An 18,274-nucleotide genomic window follows, 5' to 3' on the forward strand; every position below is an offset into this window, starting at 1 on the left:
CTGCCATTTCAAATTTTAACGAACCTGGCCGTTTCCTCTGACGAACCATTTTTCTGTCACCAGTTTTTCCAGTGCGAAAGGCCCACGGGCATGCAGTTTCTGCGTAGAGATCCCTATTTCCGCACCGAGTCCGAACACACCACCATCTGTAAAACGGGTGCTGGCATTTACATACACCGCTGCTGCATCTACTTCATTCAGAAAACGCTCACTGATCGCAGCATCGTTTGATACGATGGCTTCAGAGTGTTTGGAAGAATATTCCTGAATATGTTGCAGGGCTTCGTCTGCACCATTTACTACTTTGATGGAGCACTTGAAGTCCAGGAACTCACGTCCGAAATCCTCCGGTGCTGCATGTTGTAAATATGGATAGGATAAACCTTTTAAGATGTTGTATGATTGCTCATCTGCAAAGATCTCTACATTATATTCCGCCAGTGATGGTGCTAATAATTGTAACAAACCAGTTGCCACCTGTTCATCTACCAGTACTGTATCCAATGAATTACATACAGATGGACGGCTCACCTTTGCATTCGTCACAATCTTACTGGCCTTTTCCAGATCAGCTGTTGCTTCTACATAGGTGTGGCATACACCTGCACCAGTTTCAATCACAGGTACTTTGCTATTTGCACGTACAAATTCAATCAGCTGTTGTGAGCCTCTTGGAATAATGATATCAATATATTTTACTGCGGTGAGCATCTCGTTTATCAACGAGCGATCTACAGGCAATAATTGTACAGTGTGCACATTCACTTTGAATTCCTTCAGTACATCCTGGATGATCTTTACCAGGATCGTATTCGTATGGAAAGCATCGGAACCACCTCTTAATACACATACATTACCAGAACGGATACAGAGTGCGGCGACATCGAGGGTCACGTTTGGTCTGGATTCATAAATCACACCCACCACCCCTAATGGAACAGTACGTTTTTGCACATGCAGGCCATTGGCCAGTGTGCGCTCCAGCACCAATTCATTTGCAGGATCGGGTAAGGCAGCTATTTCATTGAGACTGTCGGCGAGTTGCTGTATACGTGCTTCATTGAGCAATAAGCGATCTTTCTTCGGGTCTTCGTCAGACATTTTATCCAGGTCCTTCTTATTCTCAGCTACAATCGTAGCGGCATGCGTGGTGATCTGCACGGCCAGCCTGCGCAGGAGTTGTTGCTTCTGCTCATCGGCCAGTGACTTTATAGCGTTGGTGGCTGCTCTCGCATCTACCAACATTTGATGTATCGATTCCATTTTGATTTCTTTTTCAATTGCCTACAACAGTACGATATCGTCTGCATGGGCAATCTCAAGGTCATGTAGTTTATTATCTTCCGACAATAATTCGGAAGATACTTTTGCGCGTGCTACGGCAATTACATTGTGCTCTTCGTCTACTATTTCAAACACCTCACCTCCTTCAAACTTTTCCAGCACAGACAATACCCCTACAGCCAGCAGGCTACGTCTCTTTTGCAATGCCGTCAGCGCACCGGCATCAACCAGTACCCTGCCTGTTACCAGGCTACCGCTGGCCAGCCATTTCTTTCTGGCAGGCATGCTGCACTCCTGTGGTAAACATACGGTACCGGTTTTGCCATTAATAGCATTGAGGATACCGTCTGTCGTGTGAATACCGAATATAACGACACCTATACCCATGCGGGTAGCGAGGCGGGCAAAGGTGAGTTTAGAGACCATGCCACCGAGGCCTACTGATGATTTCTTTGTATCTGCCAGTGATAAAATTGACTCGTTGATTTCCGGGATTTCCGGGACTACCTTTCCTTCTTTATCCAGCAATCCTCCCACGGAGGTACTGAATAACAGCAAAGAGGCACCAAAGCCTACGGCGATCAGGGTAGCCAGTTCATCGTTGTCAGAGAATTTCAATTCCAGGTCGCTTACTACGTCATTTTCGTTTGCCACCGGGATAACATTGCTGGCCCACAGCTCTTCGTACGTCTTTTTCAGTTGCAGGAACTGCTGCCGGTTACTGAAGTGACGACGTTCGCAGAGACTTTGGGCAATGGCGATGTTGTACGGAGAGAAATAACGGGCATATTTGCTGAGGAGCAAGGGATTGCCGATGGCGGCTGCCGCTTTGCGCTCACTAATGGTGCCACTGTATCCATGCAGGTATTTTTTACCTGCAGCTACTGCTCCGGAAGAAACTAACACGATATTGTACTGCTCCTGTAATTCTGCCACCTGACGGGCTATTGAAGCTATGATCGTCTCATCCAGCTCCCCACCAACCTGCGTGATGGAAGCTGATCCAAATTTGATTACGAGTATCGGTTTAGTCACTGTCCCAAAAAATTTGGTATCAAAATTATTGAAAATGCTGAGTATATTTTAAAAAAGTATTTTATTGCTATGTCTAGTTTCGGCCTGCGGCCGGCTAAAATGAGAAACCAATGAAAAACAGTCGAATTCCAAAGTTAGCCCTGCTGGCCATTATCAGCCTGATCTGTGGCAAAGCCCATGCTCAAAAGGATACCAGCTGGCACTGGTATATCCCTGCTCAGATTGAAGGTCAGGCCTTTTCGGTGGCGACCAAATATGACAGGCTACCTGCCAAAGCAGCGCAAACAGTGCCTTCCAAGGTCTGGAACTTATCAAGGATGAGTGCCGGGTTGTCGGTGCGATTTCGTACTTCAGCACCTGATATTGTGGTGAGGTATGTGGTGACAGGAAAACTGGATATGCCACATATGCCGGCGACAGGTGCCAGTGGTGTGGATTTGTATAGTATAGACCCGAATGGGGCATGGAAATGGAGTGCGGGGAAGTATAATTTTGGAGATACGGTTACTTATCGGTTTTCTGGTATGAGCAAGGATGCGGGCGAATACAGGTTGTATTTGCCGCTCTATAATACCGTGAAGTGGCTGGAAATAGGAACTGTGGGCAGTGATAGTGTTCATTTTTTACCATTGAGACCCGAAAAACCGATTGTTGTTTATGGTACCTCCATTGCACAGGGAGCTTGTGCCTCCCGACCCGGATTAGCATGGACGAATCAATTGGATAGGATGATGGACAGACCGGTGATTAACCTCGGTTTTGCAGGAAATGGGAAACTGGACCCACCGGTGACGGAATTGTTAACAGAAATTGATGCGAAGGTATATGTGCTGGACTGTCTGCCGAATATTTCAGGTCTTTCCTATGAGGAAATTTTCGCAAAGGTATTGGCAGCAGTTGAACAACTCCGGAAAGTGAAGCCCAATACTCCTGTTTTATTAGTAGAACATGGAAGGATTGGTGGAAATGATGCGCTGGAAAATGCATATTATTCACTTCAGGACAAAGGGGTCAAACAACTATATCTACTCCCTGTTGAACAACTGGGGCTTGGTATCGAAAGCACTGTAGACGGCACTCATCCCAACGATATTGGTATGCAACAATATGCGAATGCCTATGCTCAGATCCTTCGACAGATCTTTCATGAACCTATTGGCAATATCAACACCACTATCCCCTGCCGCCAATACCGTGAGCTGATCCGGTATGACTGGGATCTTCGCCACAATACCCTGCTGGCTATGAACAAAAAGAACCCTCCTAAAGTTGTTATCATTGGTAATTCCATTACCCATTTCTGGGGTGGAGAACCAGCTGGCCCTATTGCCAGAGGCACAGACTCCTGGCCGAAAGGTGCAAGAAATATGGGGTTTGGATGGGACAGGGTGGAAAATGTGCTATGGAGAGTGTATCATGATGAACTGGATGGATTTGAAGCGAGGAAAATTGTCATCATGATAGGCACTAATAACCTGCAAATGAATACAGATGCGGAAATCATAGCAGGGTTACAACAACTGGTGATCGCGATCAAAGAAAGACAACCAAAGGCAGATATCCTGCTGGCAGGCATACTTCCCCGCGTAGATATGGCAGATAGAGTAGCAAAAATTAATAAAGGTATCCAGCAAATGGCGGGTATGCAACAGGTGTTGTTTATCAACCCCGGGCAGGTTTTACTGAACACAGATTTAAAACCGGATAGCACGCTCTTCACCGATGGCTTGCACCCAAACAGCACAGGGTACAGCCAACTGGCAGATTATTTAAGGCGCTATCTGCAATAGAGCGGGTTATCTGAAGTCATATCTGCTACAGCGGGCATTATATGAAGTCTTCTGCAATAGAGCGGGTTATCTGAAGTCATACCTGCTACAGCGGACATTATATGCAGTCTTCTGCTATAATGCGCATTATCTGAAGCGCTACCTGCTACAGCGGACATTATATGCAGTCTTCTAATATAATGCGCATTATCTGAAGCGCTACCTGCAATAGGTTTACAATTCATTTAAACTTCCGATGGATTACCTGGACCAATACCTGCAATAGATTTAAAATTCATTTAAACTCTTTGACCCAACCATGACACGTGTTTTGAACCGTGCCTGTACTTTACAACGTTTAAAAAAATCATATTAACCAATGGGTGCACGTTTTGCTTTTCACCTTACAATGTTGACCGCTGTTACGCTCTTTGCTAAGGAATCTTCACAGGCACAGGACAAAGACCTGACACGTTATGTGAAACCAATCATCGGTACTGCTAAAATGGGACATGTGTATCCAGGGGCGACTGTGCCCTTCGGCATGGTGCAGCTAAGCCCTGACACGGATACCATTCCTTACGAAATGAATGGAAAATATAACCCGGATGTGTATAAGTATTGCGCAGGTTATCAGTATTCAGACAAGACCATCTGTGGTTTTAGTCATACCCACTTCAGTGGTACTGGTCACTCAGACCTGGGTGACTTCCTCATAATGCCCACCACTGGTCAGCTACACCTGAACCCGGGTACAGCAGATCATCCGGAGACGGGTTATCGCAGTACTTTTTCTCATGACAATGAAACCGCCGCTGCTGATTATTACAAAGTAAAGCTGGATAAATACAATATCACAGCAGAACTCACAGCTACCAACAGGGTTGGTTTTCACCAATATACATTTGCAGAAGCCACTGATCAGGCACATATTATTCTTGATCTGATGGCAGGTATTTATAACTACTCCAACAAGAACGTGTGGACTTTTGTAAGGGTGGAAAACGATACACTCATTACTGGTTACCGTCAGACGAATGGCTGGGCAAGGACAAGGATTGAATACTTTGCCATGTCTTTTTCCAAACCATTCTATCAGTATGGTCACCAGAATCAAACGAATGATGTGTACAGAGGTTTCTGGAGAAAGTTTGACACGAACCATAACTTCCCTGAAATGGCGGGAAGACAGGTCCGCGCTTACTTTGATTTCAAAGTAGCTGCTGGTGAAAAGGTGAAGATCAAGTTTGCATTGTCCCCTGTAAGCACAGAAGGTGCATTGAAAAACCTGAGAGAGGAAGCACCGGGATGGGATTTTGAAAAAGTGAAACAGGATGGCCAGGCATTGTGGAACAAGGAACTGCATAAGATCGATGCACAACTGCTGAATGAAGATGAAATGGTGAACTTCTATACTGCTATGTACCATGCTTTCATCAGTCCTACCACATATATGGATGTAGATGGTAACTATCGTGGGTTAGACCAGAACATTCATCAGGCACAGCACTTCACTAATTATACAACTTTCTCCCTTTGGGATACGTATCGCGCATTGCATCCCCTTTTCAATATCATTCAGCCGAAACGCAATGCGGATATGGCACAGAGCATGCTGGCACATTTTGATCAGAGTGCACAACATATGTTGCCGGTATGGTCACATTATGCCAATGAGAACTGGTGTATGATTGGTTATCACAGTGTGTCAGTCATTGTAGATGCAGTGATGAAAGGCAATGCATCATTTGATGCAAACAAGGCACTGGATGCCTGTGTGACCACGGCGCTTCATCGTACTTATGATGGTCTGGGTTATTATATAGATAATGGTTATGTACCTGAAGATAAGAGTGGTGCTTCTGTGTCCAAGACACTGGAATATGCATATGACGACTGGTGTATAGCACAGCTGGCAAAGAAACTGCACAGGGATGATATTTATGCAACATTCATCAAGCGTTCTGAGAATTATAAGAATGTGTACGATCCGGCTTCAGGCTATATGCGCCCTCGTTTGAGCGATGGTAGTTTCAGGAAAGAGTTTGATCCATTGAAAACAGACAATCAGGGGTTCATAGAAGGGAATGCGTGGAATTACAGTCTGTATGTACCACAGAATCCTGCTGCTATGATCGCACTGCGTGGAGATAAGAAAGCGTTTTCCCGTCATCTGGATTCATTGTTTACGATGCATTTGCCAGATGAGTTCTTTGCAGAGACAGAGGATATTACCAGGGATGGTATAATTGGGAACTATGTGCATGGGAATGAGCCATCTCATCATGCGGCTTATTTGTATAACTGGACAGGTGAGCCATGGAAAACGCAGGAGCGGGTGAGGATGATCCTGAAAAAGATGTATAACCCGTCTGCTGATGGTTTGGGTGGTAATGACGATTGTGGACAGATGAGTGCGTGGTATATTTTTACATCCTTAGGTTTTTATCCGGTTTGCCCGGGTTCTACTGAGTATATATTGGGTAGTCCTGCGGTGAAAAGTGCTGTGTTACAACTGGAAAATGGGAAGACATTTACAGTAGAGGCGCCGAATCAGAGTGAAACGAATGTGTATGTGCAGAAGGTGACGCTGAATGGGAAGCCGGTAGTGAGTAATTCAATTACCCATGATGATATTATGAACGGTGGTAAGCTCGTGTTTTATATGGGAGCAAAGCCGAAGAAGTAGGTAGTAGCATGGTATAACTACGGTATAACTACGGTATAACTACAGTATAGCTTCGGTACTACTATAGTACTAAAAGGTCATCAAAAGGGCACTTCATTATCCTGGGGATATTGAAGTGCCCTTTTAGTGTCGAAGAAGCGTCGAAGAAGCGTCGAAGAAGCGTCGAAGAAGCATCGAACAAGCATCGAACAAGCGTCGAACAAGCATCGAACAAGCATCGAACAGCCATCGAAGGAATACCAGCGGTTTTATAGCATGATCATGATAAAAGGATTTCGTAAATTTATGATAACTAACCCTACACATATGAAATCCGCCTCTCAACCAAACCAGTTCAGGTTTCACAACCTGGGTGTCGGCGACATCCAGTTAGGCCGAAAGCCTGGACACATTCCAGGCATGTTACCTTTTAACCTATATACGGGTAAGCATCATTTTACAGTCGCTCCTCATGCCAGTCTTTACCATGTATTCAACAGACCTATTAAGTGTATGATTGAGCAAAAGGACAATGGTATTGCCATGAGTCATCTTTTTGCTGGTGTGAATGAGAATGGGTTTATAAACAGGATCTTTATTTACCCGGATCAACCAGGGTTTCAACTGGCTACCCGGCTGAGTCATTTATACGGCGAGCCTGCCGCCCAAAATAACTGGGTGACAGATAGTGATACGGAGATTACTTTGCAGACTTCCAATGCCTTGTTGCAAACGGTGATTGCATTTCGTTTTCTGTATGATATGACTGCGTTGAAAGAGTATGAGGTTCACGTGGTATAAAAAGAAAAGGCCTGCTAAAAAGCAGGCCAGTTATGGTACTTTGGGGGGGACAATACAATTTAGGGTTTTCAAAGGGTACAATATTTTAAATCAGCATTCAGGCTAATTGCCTTCTCAATATTATTAAAAATAAAGTTGACGTAGCACGTTTGATGGATGAATATGTTACTTGCATTTATTATGTTTGAATTAACTGTTATAACATCCGAATAAACACGCAATAAGCAAAATGCCTGTCAGTCATGCCGGTACAAGTTTTTTGGTGGATAAATTGCTGATAAACAGTCTCAGTTTTACGATTTCGTGGGGATAAAAAACCGGCATTGAATCAACACGAAACGTACCTATGCGCATTCACAAACTGCGTGAATCACGGTCTTTGAAAGACCGTGAAATCACGGTATTCAAGATCTTCATTATAAAGTGTAATCGTAATAGCCCTGATCTGACCGAAGGAGTATCCCAAAACCCGATAGTGTGCAGAAAAAAACAATCCTCACCGATAATTACCGGGGTACATGCACCGTTATTAACGCAGAAATTACTGCATCTTTACTGGAAAATTGAGTAGAAAAGGACGGTTTTTGCATTAGACAAAATTATATATGAACTGATTATACAGTAATTACGAATTTATACACATTGTAATGTTATGATTATTAATAACTTACAGTGATAACTGTATTTGTTTTAAATTAGTTTTATGTTGTCAATGAGATTTTCAAAACCTAAAATAACATCTTATGTCAGCCGCAACAATCATGAAAGCCGGTCAGTTTGTGAACGATAAGCATGTAACCATGCTCAAAAATAATTACAGGGAGAATAGATGGAAAGCTAACTCTGAACGTCTGGGCAAATTGGATTCTCTAAGCGTTTGGTATAGCCTGGATGAACTCAAACATTATATCGAAACAGCTGAAGCTGCTGGAGCTGATGGTATTAGAGTGTATTTTGGTGTTTACCCTTCTTCTTTCCCTGAAAACATCCTGCTGGAAGACAGGCAGACAATCGTTTTCGTCGCTACTCAGCAGAAAGTAAACGAATCCGGTAAAACTGAAAACAAAGATCTGTATGTTTCCACACCTAATGGTGCTGAGATCGTAGCTTTTAACTTTGGTTATCCATGCCCTCCGGCCTGTATTGGTCAAGCTGGTAACGAATTGAGAGGTGTTAAGATCGATGCAGCAATTGCCAGCAAGATCTAATTATACCACATCTATATATAGATATCAACTTATGCTGCCGGATTAGTAATCCGGCAGTTTTTTTTGCCAGTCAAAAAATTTCACCCTGCTTTTGCTAACTTTCCACGACCAATAACAGTTAAAAAGCTATCGTATTTATTTCATATGTCCTGTGCACTACTGAACGTATTAACGTTATCACATTTTTCGCTTTATCAACAACCGGTAATTGTCATGACGATCCTGTTGTGCTTCATTGTTGCTTTATTGGCTAAACTGCAAAAGAGACCTCCCAGCTACCTGAACTCGTTTCTCATTTATATATCTGTCACTATATCGGTGGAAGTCATCACCTGGTGGTACAGCCTTCATAATATGAATAACCTGAAGTATTATAATGGCTACGCTATCCTGAATTTCCCATATTTGTTATACCTGCTCCGCTCCTTCCTGTCCACACCTAAGGTGATCAGGGCGCTGAGTTATACGATTGCCCTATTCCCGGTATTTGGGATCGTTAATATGTTCTTTTTACAGGGTACGGGTACCTTTAATACGTATACATATATGCTGGGCTGCCTGCTGGTAGTGATCACCTGCATCTTTTATTTTTATGAACGTATTAAATTCCCCGGTCCTCACAGCCTGCTCCAGGACCCTACTTTCTGGACTGCTACCGGGTTGCTGTTCTTTTACACATGCAGTCTTCCGCTGAACGGGATCCTGAATTTTATTTCCAATATGCCATGGATGGTGTTTACTACGCTACATGTAACAAATATTATGATAAATATTATTCTATATTTATTCTTTAGTATTTCGTTTATATGCAATCTGATTTTCAGGAAATCTTCCCTGTAGTATTTACATCTATCTTCCTGCTTGTATTACTGGTGGGATTCATTATCATTATGCTGATTCTGAATCAGAAAGGCCGCCTTGCGCAGGCCCAGGAGCTTCGATTGCTCAAGGAGCGCTATGAACAGGAACTACTCCGGTCACAACTGGAAATCCAGGAAAACGTGTTTGGACACCTTTCCCAGGAAATCCATGACAACATCGGTCAGTCCCTCACTTTCGTAGCCCTCTCCCTCCTGACCGTACCCGTGGAAAATAACAGCGAAGCGCATGAATATATAGAGGAAAGCCGAAAGGCTCTACAGAAGGCCATTACAGAGCTGCGAGACCTGTCACGCAGCCTCCATACTGACAGAATTACGGAAGTCGGATTAGGGCAAAGCATCAATTTCGAGCTGGAAAGACTAAGACGAACCAATTTATACGAAACTTCCTTTAATTTTGCAGACATCCGGAACCTGCTTGATCACCAAACAGAGATTATCGTCTTTCGCATCGTACAGGAAATGCTGAACAACATTGTGAAGCATGCCAAGGCGACTAAAGTGGAAGTCAGGCTTTCCCATAACATAGACTTTATTGACCTGGAAATAACTGATAACGGTATTGGTTTTGACCAGGAAGCCCTGTTTGCCGACTTAAACCAGCACAAGGGCCTTGGACTTAGAAACATCCGTAAAAGAGCCAGTCTTATTGGTGGAACCTTTCAGATCAACAGCGCTAAAAACAGCGGAACTGCTATCCGAATCACTATACCCGTAAATAAACAATCATTCCATGAGCATAACCAGGAAAGCGAAATATAGTGTTGCCATTGCTGATGACCATGTACTTGTCAGAAAAGCCCTTGGGCGATTAATTAACACTTTTGCGGATTATTTCATTCTCTTCGAAGCCAACAATGGGGAAGAAGTGATCAAAATCATCAATAACAGGGAAATGCAGCTACCTGATATCCTCATTCTCGACGTGAATATGCCGGGTATGAACGGATATGAAACTGCCACCTGGATCAATAACCATTTCCCTCAGATCAAGGTACTGGCCCTATCCATGCTGAACGATGAATCAGTGATTATCAAAATGCTGAAATCGGGAGCAAAAGGATACATTATGAAGAATGTAGAACCAGATGATCTAAAGGAAGCTTTTGATTCTATCATCAAAAAAGACTTCTACCTGCCCGATTATATCTCTGGCAAGGTGATCTCCGGCTTGCAGAAAGATGTACTTTCTCTCAGCGAAAAAATCGAACTCACGCCCAAGGAAAAAACCTTCCTGCAATACCTTTGTACAGAGTTGTCTTACAAAGAAATTGCACAAAAGATGTTCGTGAGCCCACGCACTATCGACGACTACAAAAGTAGTCTTTGCGATAAACTGAAAGTAAAAACCAGAGTAGGTTTAGTAATCTTCGGCATTCGGTATGGCCTGATCGATATCAATACCGATTGATGATTGAATAACCATTATAAGGCATGATCCTTTAAGACCGGTTTCCCTTTCCAGACTTTTTGCGCTGTCCATTCTTCCGGAGCACCGGTCCAGAAAGTGTGTCCGGGAGGCAAACCCAATGCGAGAAATGCCACTGTACACAGGTAAGAGCTGCCAGTAGCCGTATAGACATCTGCTATTTCCGGCTGATGGCCACAAAAGCCCAGCTGCATCCAACCCTTTTGATCAAAGGTATCCGGCGCTTCGAAGATGCGCTTCTTGACAGCTGTCAATGCACACCTGACCTGTGCAGGAGAGAGTGATGCAGGTAACTGATCGTGGAGCGCCAGTTGCACGAGGGGCTGGAAACCCGCATTTCTGTAAGCCATAGACCGACCTACTACAGGGAATGTGCCTTCAGGAGAGATGAGTCTTTCCTGGATCACCGCATACCGTTGCATACGTTCCAGTGCCTGATCATATTCTGATCGATTGGCTTTGCCTTTGGCCACCAATACCTTTAGGATATCGACCAGCATGGGCTGGATCACAAATCCGTTGTAATAGTCAAAGTGAAAGTCTGTACCATCGCCATACATGCCATCACCTTTGTACCATTCCTGGTGTTTTTTGATAGCAAAGTCTACGCGCATCGCATCCCAGTCTTCGCCGAATTCAAGTAAGGCGGTTTCTATCATGGCAGCAAAGAGTAACCAGTTGTTATAACCGGGCTTGATGCTACGCAGGCTTTTGAATGCCGCTACGACCTGACGTTTTACTTTGTCAGACAGTGGCTCCCAGAGTTGTTTGGGGGCACGGATAAATCCATGCGCCAGAAAAGCGCCGTCTACCAAAGGCTGGCCGTCGTACCTGCCTGTGAAGTTCATGTAGTCAGGGCCGGAAGGATCCACTGCCTGAGCGGTAGCTGACTGTGCCAATTTGATCATATGGCCCCGAATTTTACCTTCTTCCGTCTCGTCAGCACCAAGTTCCAGCCAGGGGGCGATACCGGCCATAGTACGGCCAAAAGCTTCGAGATACGTCACCTTTTCCACAGGCTTGCTGTAGGCAGGTGCTACTTCCAAAGGCATTGTCTTTTTCAGCTGGCCTTTACTCAGATTGTACAATACAGGTTCTGCGATGCGTACCAGCAGCGAGGCCCAGTATGCTCTGTCATTGGTGGGGGGAATGGATGAGGGTAACATATTGCCTGGTTTTACGGCGGTGGCCAATCCGGCTATGGGTACTGCCTGTATGAAACGCCGCCTGTTCATTTGCTATATTTTTTATAACGGAGTAATGCTTCTACAAAGTAATAATCTGCATAGGTGAGCGGTACATCTACTTCTGAATCTGCTGGCAGGTGCCCTACGCTGTGTTTGAGTATAAAGTTATTGTTGGTGCCTACTTTGGCTAAGTATTCATCGCTGCAGAGTGTTTGTAAGATCTGTTCTGCCGTTTGCCAATAGGTCTGGTTCTTTGTATACTGACTCAGTTCCAGCAATGCTGCAGCCATCACTGCACCTGCGGATGCATCTCTTTTTGCATGGGGAATATCAGGTGCATCAAAATCCCAGTAAGGTATTTTATCTGCAGGCAGATGAGGGATGATATAGTTTGCGATTTGCTTAGCCTGTTCCAGATATGCACCATCTTTTGTTTCCCTGAACATCATGGTGTAACCATATAAACCCCATGCCTGACCACGTGCCCATGCAGAGCTGTCTGCAAATCCCTGTGCAGTATTTTTTGCTACGACTGCACCTGTTTCAGGGTCATATCCTATTACATGATAAGAGCTAAAATCGGGTCTGAAGTGGTTCCTCATGGTGGTGTTAGCATGGGTACGGGCGATGTGTGCAAACGAGGTATCGCCTGTTTCTTTTGTGGCCCAGGTAAGCAATTCCAGGTTCATCATATTGTCGATGATGACAGGGAATTTCCATTTACCATGATCCCATGATTTGATGCAACCTACTACAGGATTGAAGCGGGTACATAGCGTGCGGGCACTGGTAATGAGCACGTGTTTATCTTTTGGATCTTTGGTAAGGCGGTATGCATTGCCAAAGCTGCAGTACATCATGAATCCAAGGTCATGTGTCGTCTTGTTATATTGTTCTTTTTCCACCTCAGTTGTACGTTTGCGTGCTTCCTGCCGGATGGTTTTATCTTTTGAATATTCATAGAGATACCATAGTGTACCTGGGTAAAATCCGGATGTCCACCAGTCAGTGCCGGCGGTAACCAGTTTACCTGTTTTATTGTTGGTGGTGCGGGGGAGTAAACTATCCGGCACATGGGTCATCATTTGCTTGTATTGTTGGATAGCCAGCTTCAGTGCTTTGTCAACAGGAACCTGTGCACTTACCGGAATGACGAGCAGTACACTGCCCAGGAGGAAGAGTAATTTTCTCATACGTGACTAACTTTCTTTTATAGTATTAACTCTTTTTTCGCTTAGTTACTTTTACTTCGGATGAAGCACGTTTGATTAACTGAATGGGTACCATCTCAGCTGCATGTTGCTGAGGGGTTTGTCTGGGTTGTTGCATCAGATCCAGTAATGCAGCAGCTACCCTTTCTCCCATCAAAGCGGGGAACTGGTCTACCGAAGTGATAGCCGGACTGATAATCTCTGCCCTCGGATCGTTGGAGTAGCCGACTACTTTCAGATCTTCCGGCACTCTGACCCTGATCTTCCTGCAATATTCCAGTATGGTAATGGCAGTGGTATCATTGGCAGCAAAGATGCCATCCGGATAAGGTTGTTGTGCAAAGATCTTTTCGCATGCCTGCCATGCATTGTCACGGGTTAACTCCTGGTAAAAAACCCTTGATTTTTTAAAAGGAATTTTGTGTTGCTGCAAGGCATGTTTGAACCCGGCTACTCTTTCTACATACAGGTTGCAGGTGAGTGGGCCGGAGATGTGGACGATATCTTTACACCCCTGTTCGATCAGGTGTTGAGTCACGGTCAATCCACCTAAGTAATCATCACCTTTCACGACTGTGACATCGTAGTCCTTTGGTACCCTGTCGAAAAATACCAATGGTATATTGTTATCCTTGAAGATATCGAAGTGAGAGAAGTCAGTGGTATTTAATGTAGTGGATACAGCCAGTGCATCTATTCTTGCGGAATACAGGGTATTGGTCAGGGCCACTTCCTGTTCGTAAGAATCGTTGGACTGACAGATGATCACATTATAACCATGCTCCTGTAGTTTGTTTTGTACGACTGTACTGATAGTAGCAGGGAAGAACATAGAGATACGCGGCACGAGTAAACCGATGGTTTTACTTCGGTTGTTGCGCAGGCCAGCAGCCATCGCATTTGGACGGTAGCCCAGTTTGCGGGCCATCTTCTTCACTTTTTCTTTTGTGCGTGCGCTGATATTGGGATGGTCATTCAATGCCCTGGACACAGTAGACACGGAGAATCCCAGTTCTTCCGCAATATCGACAATCGTTTTTTCTGTTCTTTTACTCATATATCAGTGTGTAGCCAATACTATCGCCCCATCCACCCTCCATCGACAGTCAGGATGGTACCATGTACATAGTCCGAAGCCGCGGAGGCAAGGAATACGGCAGGTCCCTGGAAGTCTTCAGGAGTGCCCCAACGGCCGGCGGGTATACGTGATAAGATGGCAGTACTGCGATCTTCATCTGCACGAAGGGCGGCGGTATTGTCTGTAGCGATGTACCCTGGAGCAATGGCATTGACATGTACGCCTTTTCCTGCCCATTCATTGGCAAATGCTTTGACCAGTGATCCCACGGCGCCTTTGCTGGCAGCATATCCCGGCACATTGATGCCACCCTGGAAGGTGAGCAGCGATGCTGTAAAGATAATCTTTCCACGGCCCCGTGAAAGCATCTGTTTACCAATTTCGCGTGTAAGTATAAATGGTGCATCGAGGTTGATGCCTAATACTTCATCCCAATATTCATCCGGATGTTCTGCTGCCGGTGCACGGAGGATGGTGCCTGCATTGTTGACCAATATATCGATGACAGGAAAACGGCTGGTCACTTCTTTGATGAATGCATACAGGGCTTCGCGGTTCCCCATATCGCAGGTGTAGCCATAAAATTTTTTGCCTGCTGCCTGCACGGCTTTTTCCACTTCACTACCTGTGGGTTCCTGCGAAGCAGATACACCTATTATATCTGCGCCTGCTTCTGCGAGGGCTACGGCTATACCTTTGCCGATACCTCGTTTGGCACCGGTTACCAATGCCACCTTGCCTGTGAGATCAAATGACCGCAGTATCATAATGAGTTATTTTTTCAGATTAACGTAAATCGGGTACTGCACATACATCCATGTCTCCATAGTCGAGGTTTTCACCAGCCATGCCCCAGATAAATGTATAGTTGCTGGTGCCGGCGCCAGAGTGAATAGACCAGGGTGGTGATATCACCGCCTGTTCGTTCTGCATCCAGATATGACGGGTTTCCTGTGGTTGCCCCCAGAAATGACAAACGGATTGCCCATCGGGTACTTCGAAGTAGAAGTAGACCTCCATGCGTCTGTCGTGTGTATGTGCAGGAATAGTATTCCAGATGCTGCCTGTTTTGAGTTCGGTCATACCCATCTGCAACTGGCAGGTAGGTAGTACAGAGGCGACGAGCAGTTTATTGATAGTACGGTGATTGGCGGTTTCGGGGCTACCCAGGGTTACGATTTCCGCATCCTTCTTTGTGACCAGACGGGTTGGATATGTCTGATGAGCTGGGGTAGAGTTGATATAATACTTAGCAGGTTGCTCACAGTCGTTGCTGCTGAAGAGGATTTCCTGTTTGCCCCTGCCTATATATAATGCCTCTTTGAAGCCTACTTCGAATATTTCTCCATCTACCTGTACTTTTCCGGGAGCGCCTACATTGATAATACCCAGTTCTCTACGTTCCAGGAAGTAGGTAGCTTTCAGCTGATCGGGTGTTCCCAGTTTTACGGTTTTGTTCACAGGCATGATGCCGCCTGTGATAAAGCGATCATAATGGCTATATACCAATACTGCATCGTCGGCAAAGAAGAGCTTATCTATGAGCAGTTCTTTCCGGGTTTCGTCTGTCGTCCAGCGCAACACGGAGGCTGGGCTGGTGGCATATCTCGTTTCGGCTGTCATACGGCTGACAATTAGTTTTTAGAAATGATAATAAAATAGCGGGAGATGCGTATCAGTGCATCTTTCATAACTGAATGGAAAGATAGTGCTTAATGCCCAGAAATGCAAACGTTTGCATGACAATCAGACTGATACTTTTTTATCATTAACCACTTGTTTTTTGGCTAATCTGCCTAATTCAGGGTGTTTGGGAGGTATTACCAGCCGTTTATCACATTATAAATATTTCCATTAGAGAGGGAGTCATTATCTTTGCGTTCCCTTTTCTGATAAGGATTTGGGGTCTTCTTAACCGCTAAAACCTTTTAGCCAACCTATCGAGTGTTTTACTATCATTCTAAAGTCAAAATCGCATTAATGATTAAGATTTTAGTATTAACAGGCGGTGTGGTAATTTTATACTTTAGCTTATATGAATAAGTATCTGCAAATACATCCCGGCGACAATGTACTTGTTGCTTTACAAGACCTCCAGCAAGGTACGGAAGTCGGGTTTAATGGTTCCACAATAACCTTATTAAAAGACGTTCCCGCTAAACATAAATTCATGATCGCTGATGCTAAGGAAGGCGATCCTATCACTATGTATGGAGTATTGGTTGGTAAAGCCAATGTTGCCATTGCCAAAGGTGAACTGATTACTATTACCAATGTAAAACATGACGCCAGTGCTTTCCACGAAAAAGAAGGAACTGTGCAATGGGAAAAGCCTGATGTGAGTAAGTGGGCTAACCGCACCTTTATGGGTTATCCACGTAATGATGGTCAGGTAGGTACGCGTAACTACTGGCTGGTGATTCCGATGGTATTTTGTGAGAACCGTAACGTGAGTGTGATCAAGACTGCCTTTGAAAAAGGGTTGGGTTTTGCGCCAACAGAGGTGTATAATGAGCAGGTACAGGATTTAGTGTCTTTATATAAGAAGGGAGATCTGAATGCGATTAAGACGTACACGGCAGAGGCAGTAACCCTGAGTAGTAAACGTCATACTGTATTTAATAATATAGATGGTATCAAGTTCCTGATGCACGAAGGTGGTTGTGGTGGTACCAGGCAGGATTCTGATGCACTGTGTGCACTGCTGGCCGGGTACATTCACCATCCGAATGTAGCAGGTGCTACTATATTGAGTCTGGGTTGTCAACACGCACAGGTATCGATTCTGCAGGAAGCATTAAAGAAACTGAATCCAGCGTTTAATAAACCAGTGTTGGTATATGAGCAGCAGAAGAGTGCTTCTGAGTTCACCATGTTGTCTTCTGCTATTAAAGATACATTCCTGGCGTTGATTGAAGCGGATAAGGAAGGCAGGAAACCAAGTCCATTGTCAAAACTGGTGATTGGTCTGGAGTGTGGTGGTTCTGATGGATTCTCTGGCATTTCTGCGAATCCGGCGGTGGGTCATACTTCTGATTTGCTGGTGGCGTTGGGTGGTACTTCTATCTTGTCTGAATTTCCGGAATTGTGTGGTGTGGAGCAGGAGTTGATCAATCGTTGTGTGGAGAAAGATGTGTCTGATAAGTTCATTCGTATTATGCGTGCGTATGAGAGTCAGGCAGAGTCTGTGGGTTCTGGTTTTTATATGAATCCTTCTCCGGGGAATATTAAGGATGGGTTGATCACAGATGCGATCAAGTCAGCAGGTGCGGCGAAAAAAGGGGGGATTTCTCCGGTGATAGATGTGTTGGACTATACAGAGTATGTAAAGAAACCGGGGTTGAATTTGTTGTGTACGCCGGGCAATGATGTGGAGTCTACTTCGGCAGAGGTAGGGTCGGGTGCGAATATTGTGTTGTTTACGACTGGGTTGGGTACGCCGACGGGGAACCCGATTGCACCGGTGGTGAAGTTAGCGACGAATACGAAATTGGCGCAAAGAATGCCGGATATTATTGATATTAATACAGGTACGATCATAAGCGGAGAGGTGAGTATTGAGGAAATGGGGGAAGAGATATTGGAGTTTGTGATTAAGGCGGCAAGTGGAGAGGTGCAGACGAAGGCGGAGTTGCTGCATCAGGATGATTTTATTCCGTGGAAGAGAGGGGTGAGTTTGTAACAAAAAAGGCCGCTGCTATCGCGAGGGCACTGAAGAAGTTG

The 18,274-nt window shown here is 44.8% G+C and carries 16 protein-coding genes; 8 read left to right on the forward strand and 8 right to left on the reverse strand.

From position 1 onward, the window contains the following. Positions 1–15: 15 nt before the first annotated feature. Together BW716_RS30235 and proB are read right to left on the reverse strand one after the other, a co-directional pair. Positions 16–1,263 carry a glutamate-5-semialdehyde dehydrogenase gene (locus tag BW716_RS30235; protein WP_083729810.1) on the reverse strand — a complete coding sequence of 416 codons (1,248 nt, stop codon included), beginning with the start codon at positions 1,261–1,263 and terminating at the stop codon, positions 16–18. A 21-nt stretch (positions 1,264–1,284) separates the two neighbouring features. Next, positions 1,285–2,319 carry a glutamate 5-kinase gene (proB, locus tag BW716_RS30240; protein WP_083729811.1) on the reverse strand — a complete coding sequence of 345 codons (1,035 nt, stop codon included), beginning with the start codon at positions 2,317–2,319 and terminating at the stop codon, positions 1,285–1,287. Positions 2,320–2,429: 110 nt separating this feature from the next. Here proB and BW716_RS30245 point away from each other — a divergent pair, with 110 nt between their 5' ends. Next, positions 2,430–4,109, forward strand: coding sequence for an SGNH/GDSL hydrolase family protein (locus BW716_RS30245; protein ID WP_083729812.1), 1,680 nt, complete (start codon positions 2,430–2,432; stop codon positions 4,107–4,109). Here the strand turns inward: BW716_RS30245 and BW716_RS36475 are convergent. Beyond that, a complete protein-coding gene (locus BW716_RS36475; protein ID WP_143709126.1) occupies positions 4,097–4,333 on the reverse strand; it encodes a hypothetical protein in 237 nt (78 codons plus the stop codon). The genes BW716_RS30245 and BW716_RS36475 overlap by 13 nt on opposite strands. 134 nt (positions 4,334–4,467) lie before the next feature. On the opposite strand from BW716_RS36475, the gene BW716_RS30250 reads away from it, so the two are divergent. The 6 genes from BW716_RS30250 to BW716_RS30280 all read left to right on the forward strand — a co-directional run bounded on the left by BW716_RS30250 (position 4,468) and on the right by BW716_RS30280 (position 11,057). Beyond that, on the forward strand, positions 4,468–6,777 hold the full coding sequence (locus BW716_RS30250) for a GH92 family glycosyl hydrolase (RefSeq protein ID WP_083729813.1): 2,310 nt from the start codon (positions 4,468–4,470) through the stop codon (positions 6,775–6,777). Positions 6,778–7,083: 306 nt separating this feature from the next. Beyond that, positions 7,084–7,557 carry a hypothetical protein gene (locus BW716_RS30255; protein ID WP_143709127.1) on the forward strand — a complete coding sequence of 158 codons (474 nt, stop codon included), beginning with the start codon at positions 7,084–7,086 and terminating at the stop codon, positions 7,555–7,557. Positions 7,558–8,300: 743 nt separating this feature from the next. Beyond that, a complete protein-coding gene (locus tag BW716_RS30265) occupies positions 8,301–8,765 on the forward strand; it encodes a hypothetical protein (protein WP_083729816.1) in 465 nt (154 codons plus the stop codon). 144 nt (positions 8,766–8,909) lie between these two features. Then, the gene (locus BW716_RS30270) at positions 8,910–9,605 is read left to right on the forward strand and encodes a hypothetical protein (RefSeq protein WP_143709128.1); all 696 of its coding nucleotides are present in this window, start codon (positions 8,910–8,912) and stop codon (positions 9,603–9,605) included. Further along, complete coding sequence (locus BW716_RS30275; RefSeq protein ID WP_083729818.1) at positions 9,572–10,408, forward strand: sensor histidine kinase; 837 nt, start codon at positions 9,572–9,574, stop codon at positions 10,406–10,408. Before BW716_RS30270 ends, BW716_RS30275 begins: the two co-directional genes overlap by 34 nt. Continuing rightward, positions 10,380–11,057: a response regulator transcription factor gene (locus tag BW716_RS30280; protein WP_072362626.1), complete on the forward strand. Its 678-nt coding sequence runs from the start codon at positions 10,380–10,382 to the stop codon at positions 11,055–11,057. The genes BW716_RS30275 and BW716_RS30280 overlap by 29 nt, the downstream gene beginning before the upstream one ends. Before the next feature lie 14 nt (positions 11,058–11,071). Here BW716_RS30280 and BW716_RS30285 read toward each other — a convergent pair whose 3' ends face one another. The 5 genes from BW716_RS30285 to kduI are packed head-to-tail and all read right to left on the reverse strand — an operon-like array spanning position 11,072 to position 16,174. Continuing rightward, positions 11,072–12,310: a DUF2264 domain-containing protein gene (locus BW716_RS30285; protein WP_083729819.1), complete on the reverse strand. Its 1,239-nt coding sequence runs from the start codon at positions 12,308–12,310 to the stop codon at positions 11,072–11,074. Beyond that, positions 12,307–13,455 carry a glycoside hydrolase family 88 protein gene (locus BW716_RS30290; protein ID WP_083729820.1) on the reverse strand — a complete coding sequence of 383 codons (1,149 nt, stop codon included), beginning with the start codon at positions 13,453–13,455 and terminating at the stop codon, positions 12,307–12,309. The genes BW716_RS30285 and BW716_RS30290 overlap by 4 nt, the downstream gene beginning before the upstream one ends. A 25-nt stretch (positions 13,456–13,480) precedes the next feature. After that, complete coding sequence (locus BW716_RS30295) at positions 13,481–14,530, reverse strand: LacI family DNA-binding transcriptional regulator (protein WP_083729821.1); 1,050 nt, start codon at positions 14,528–14,530, stop codon at positions 13,481–13,483. A 20-nt stretch (positions 14,531–14,550) separates the two neighbouring features. Further along, the gene (locus BW716_RS30300) at positions 14,551–15,315 is read right to left on the reverse strand and encodes an SDR family oxidoreductase (protein ID WP_179091336.1); all 765 of its coding nucleotides are present in this window, start codon (positions 15,313–15,315) and stop codon (positions 14,551–14,553) included. A gap of 22 nt (positions 15,316–15,337) precedes the next feature. Next, positions 15,338–16,174 (reverse strand): 5-dehydro-4-deoxy-D-glucuronate isomerase, encoded by an 837-nt coding sequence (kduI, locus tag BW716_RS30305; protein WP_083729823.1) that lies wholly within the window; start codon positions 16,172–16,174, stop codon positions 15,338–15,340. A gap of 412 nt (positions 16,175–16,586) precedes the next feature. On the opposite strand from kduI, the gene BW716_RS30310 reads away from it, so the two are divergent. Continuing rightward, a complete protein-coding gene (locus tag BW716_RS30310; RefSeq protein WP_083729824.1) occupies positions 16,587–18,233 on the forward strand; it encodes a UxaA family hydrolase in 1,647 nt (548 codons plus the stop codon). Positions 18,234–18,274 lie beyond the last annotated feature (41 nt).

The organism is [Flexibacter] sp. ATCC 35208 (assembly GCF_001975825.1).
Taxonomy (GTDB): Bacteria; Bacteroidota; Bacteroidia; order Chitinophagales; family Chitinophagaceae; genus Chitinophaga.

Excerpts from the sequence above, each read along its gene's own strand:
- BW716_RS36475 (WP_143709126.1), bottom strand. The coding sequence starts at position 4,333 with ATGAATTGTAAACCTATTGCAGGTAGCGCTTCAGATAATGCGCATTAT.
- BW716_RS30265 (WP_083729816.1), top strand. The coding sequence starts at position 8,301 with ATGTCAGCCGCAACAATCATGAAAGCCGGTCAGTTTGTGAACGATAAG.
- kduI (WP_083729823.1), bottom strand. The coding sequence starts at position 16,174 with ATGACAGCCGAAACGAGATATGCCACCAGCCCAGCCTCCGTGTTGCGC.
- BW716_RS30285 (WP_083729819.1), bottom strand. The coding sequence starts at position 12,310 with ATGAACAGGCGGCGTTTCATACAGGCAGTACCCATAGCCGGATTGGCC.
- BW716_RS30275 (WP_083729818.1), top strand. The coding sequence starts at position 9,572 with ATGCAATCTGATTTTCAGGAAATCTTCCCTGTAGTATTTACATCTATC.
- BW716_RS30235 (WP_083729810.1), bottom strand. The coding sequence starts at position 1,263 with ATGGAATCGATACATCAAATGTTGGTAGATGCGAGAGCAGCCACCAAC.
- BW716_RS30270 (WP_143709128.1), top strand. The coding sequence starts at position 8,910 with ATGTCCTGTGCACTACTGAACGTATTAACGTTATCACATTTTTCGCTT.
- BW716_RS30280 (WP_072362626.1), top strand. The coding sequence starts at position 10,380 with ATGAGCATAACCAGGAAAGCGAAATATAGTGTTGCCATTGCTGATGAC.
- BW716_RS30245 (WP_083729812.1), top strand. The coding sequence starts at position 2,430 with ATGAAAAACAGTCGAATTCCAAAGTTAGCCCTGCTGGCCATTATCAGC.
- BW716_RS30310 (WP_083729824.1), top strand. The coding sequence starts at position 16,587 with ATGAATAAGTATCTGCAAATACATCCCGGCGACAATGTACTTGTTGCT.
- BW716_RS30290 (WP_083729820.1), bottom strand. The coding sequence starts at position 13,455 with ATGAGAAAATTACTCTTCCTCCTGGGCAGTGTACTGCTCGTCATTCCG.
- BW716_RS30250 (WP_083729813.1), top strand. The coding sequence starts at position 4,468 with ATGGGTGCACGTTTTGCTTTTCACCTTACAATGTTGACCGCTGTTACG.
- BW716_RS30295 (WP_083729821.1), bottom strand. The coding sequence starts at position 14,530 with ATGAGTAAAAGAACAGAAAAAACGATTGTCGATATTGCGGAAGAACTG.
- BW716_RS30255 (WP_143709127.1), top strand. The coding sequence starts at position 7,084 with ATGAAATCCGCCTCTCAACCAAACCAGTTCAGGTTTCACAACCTGGGT.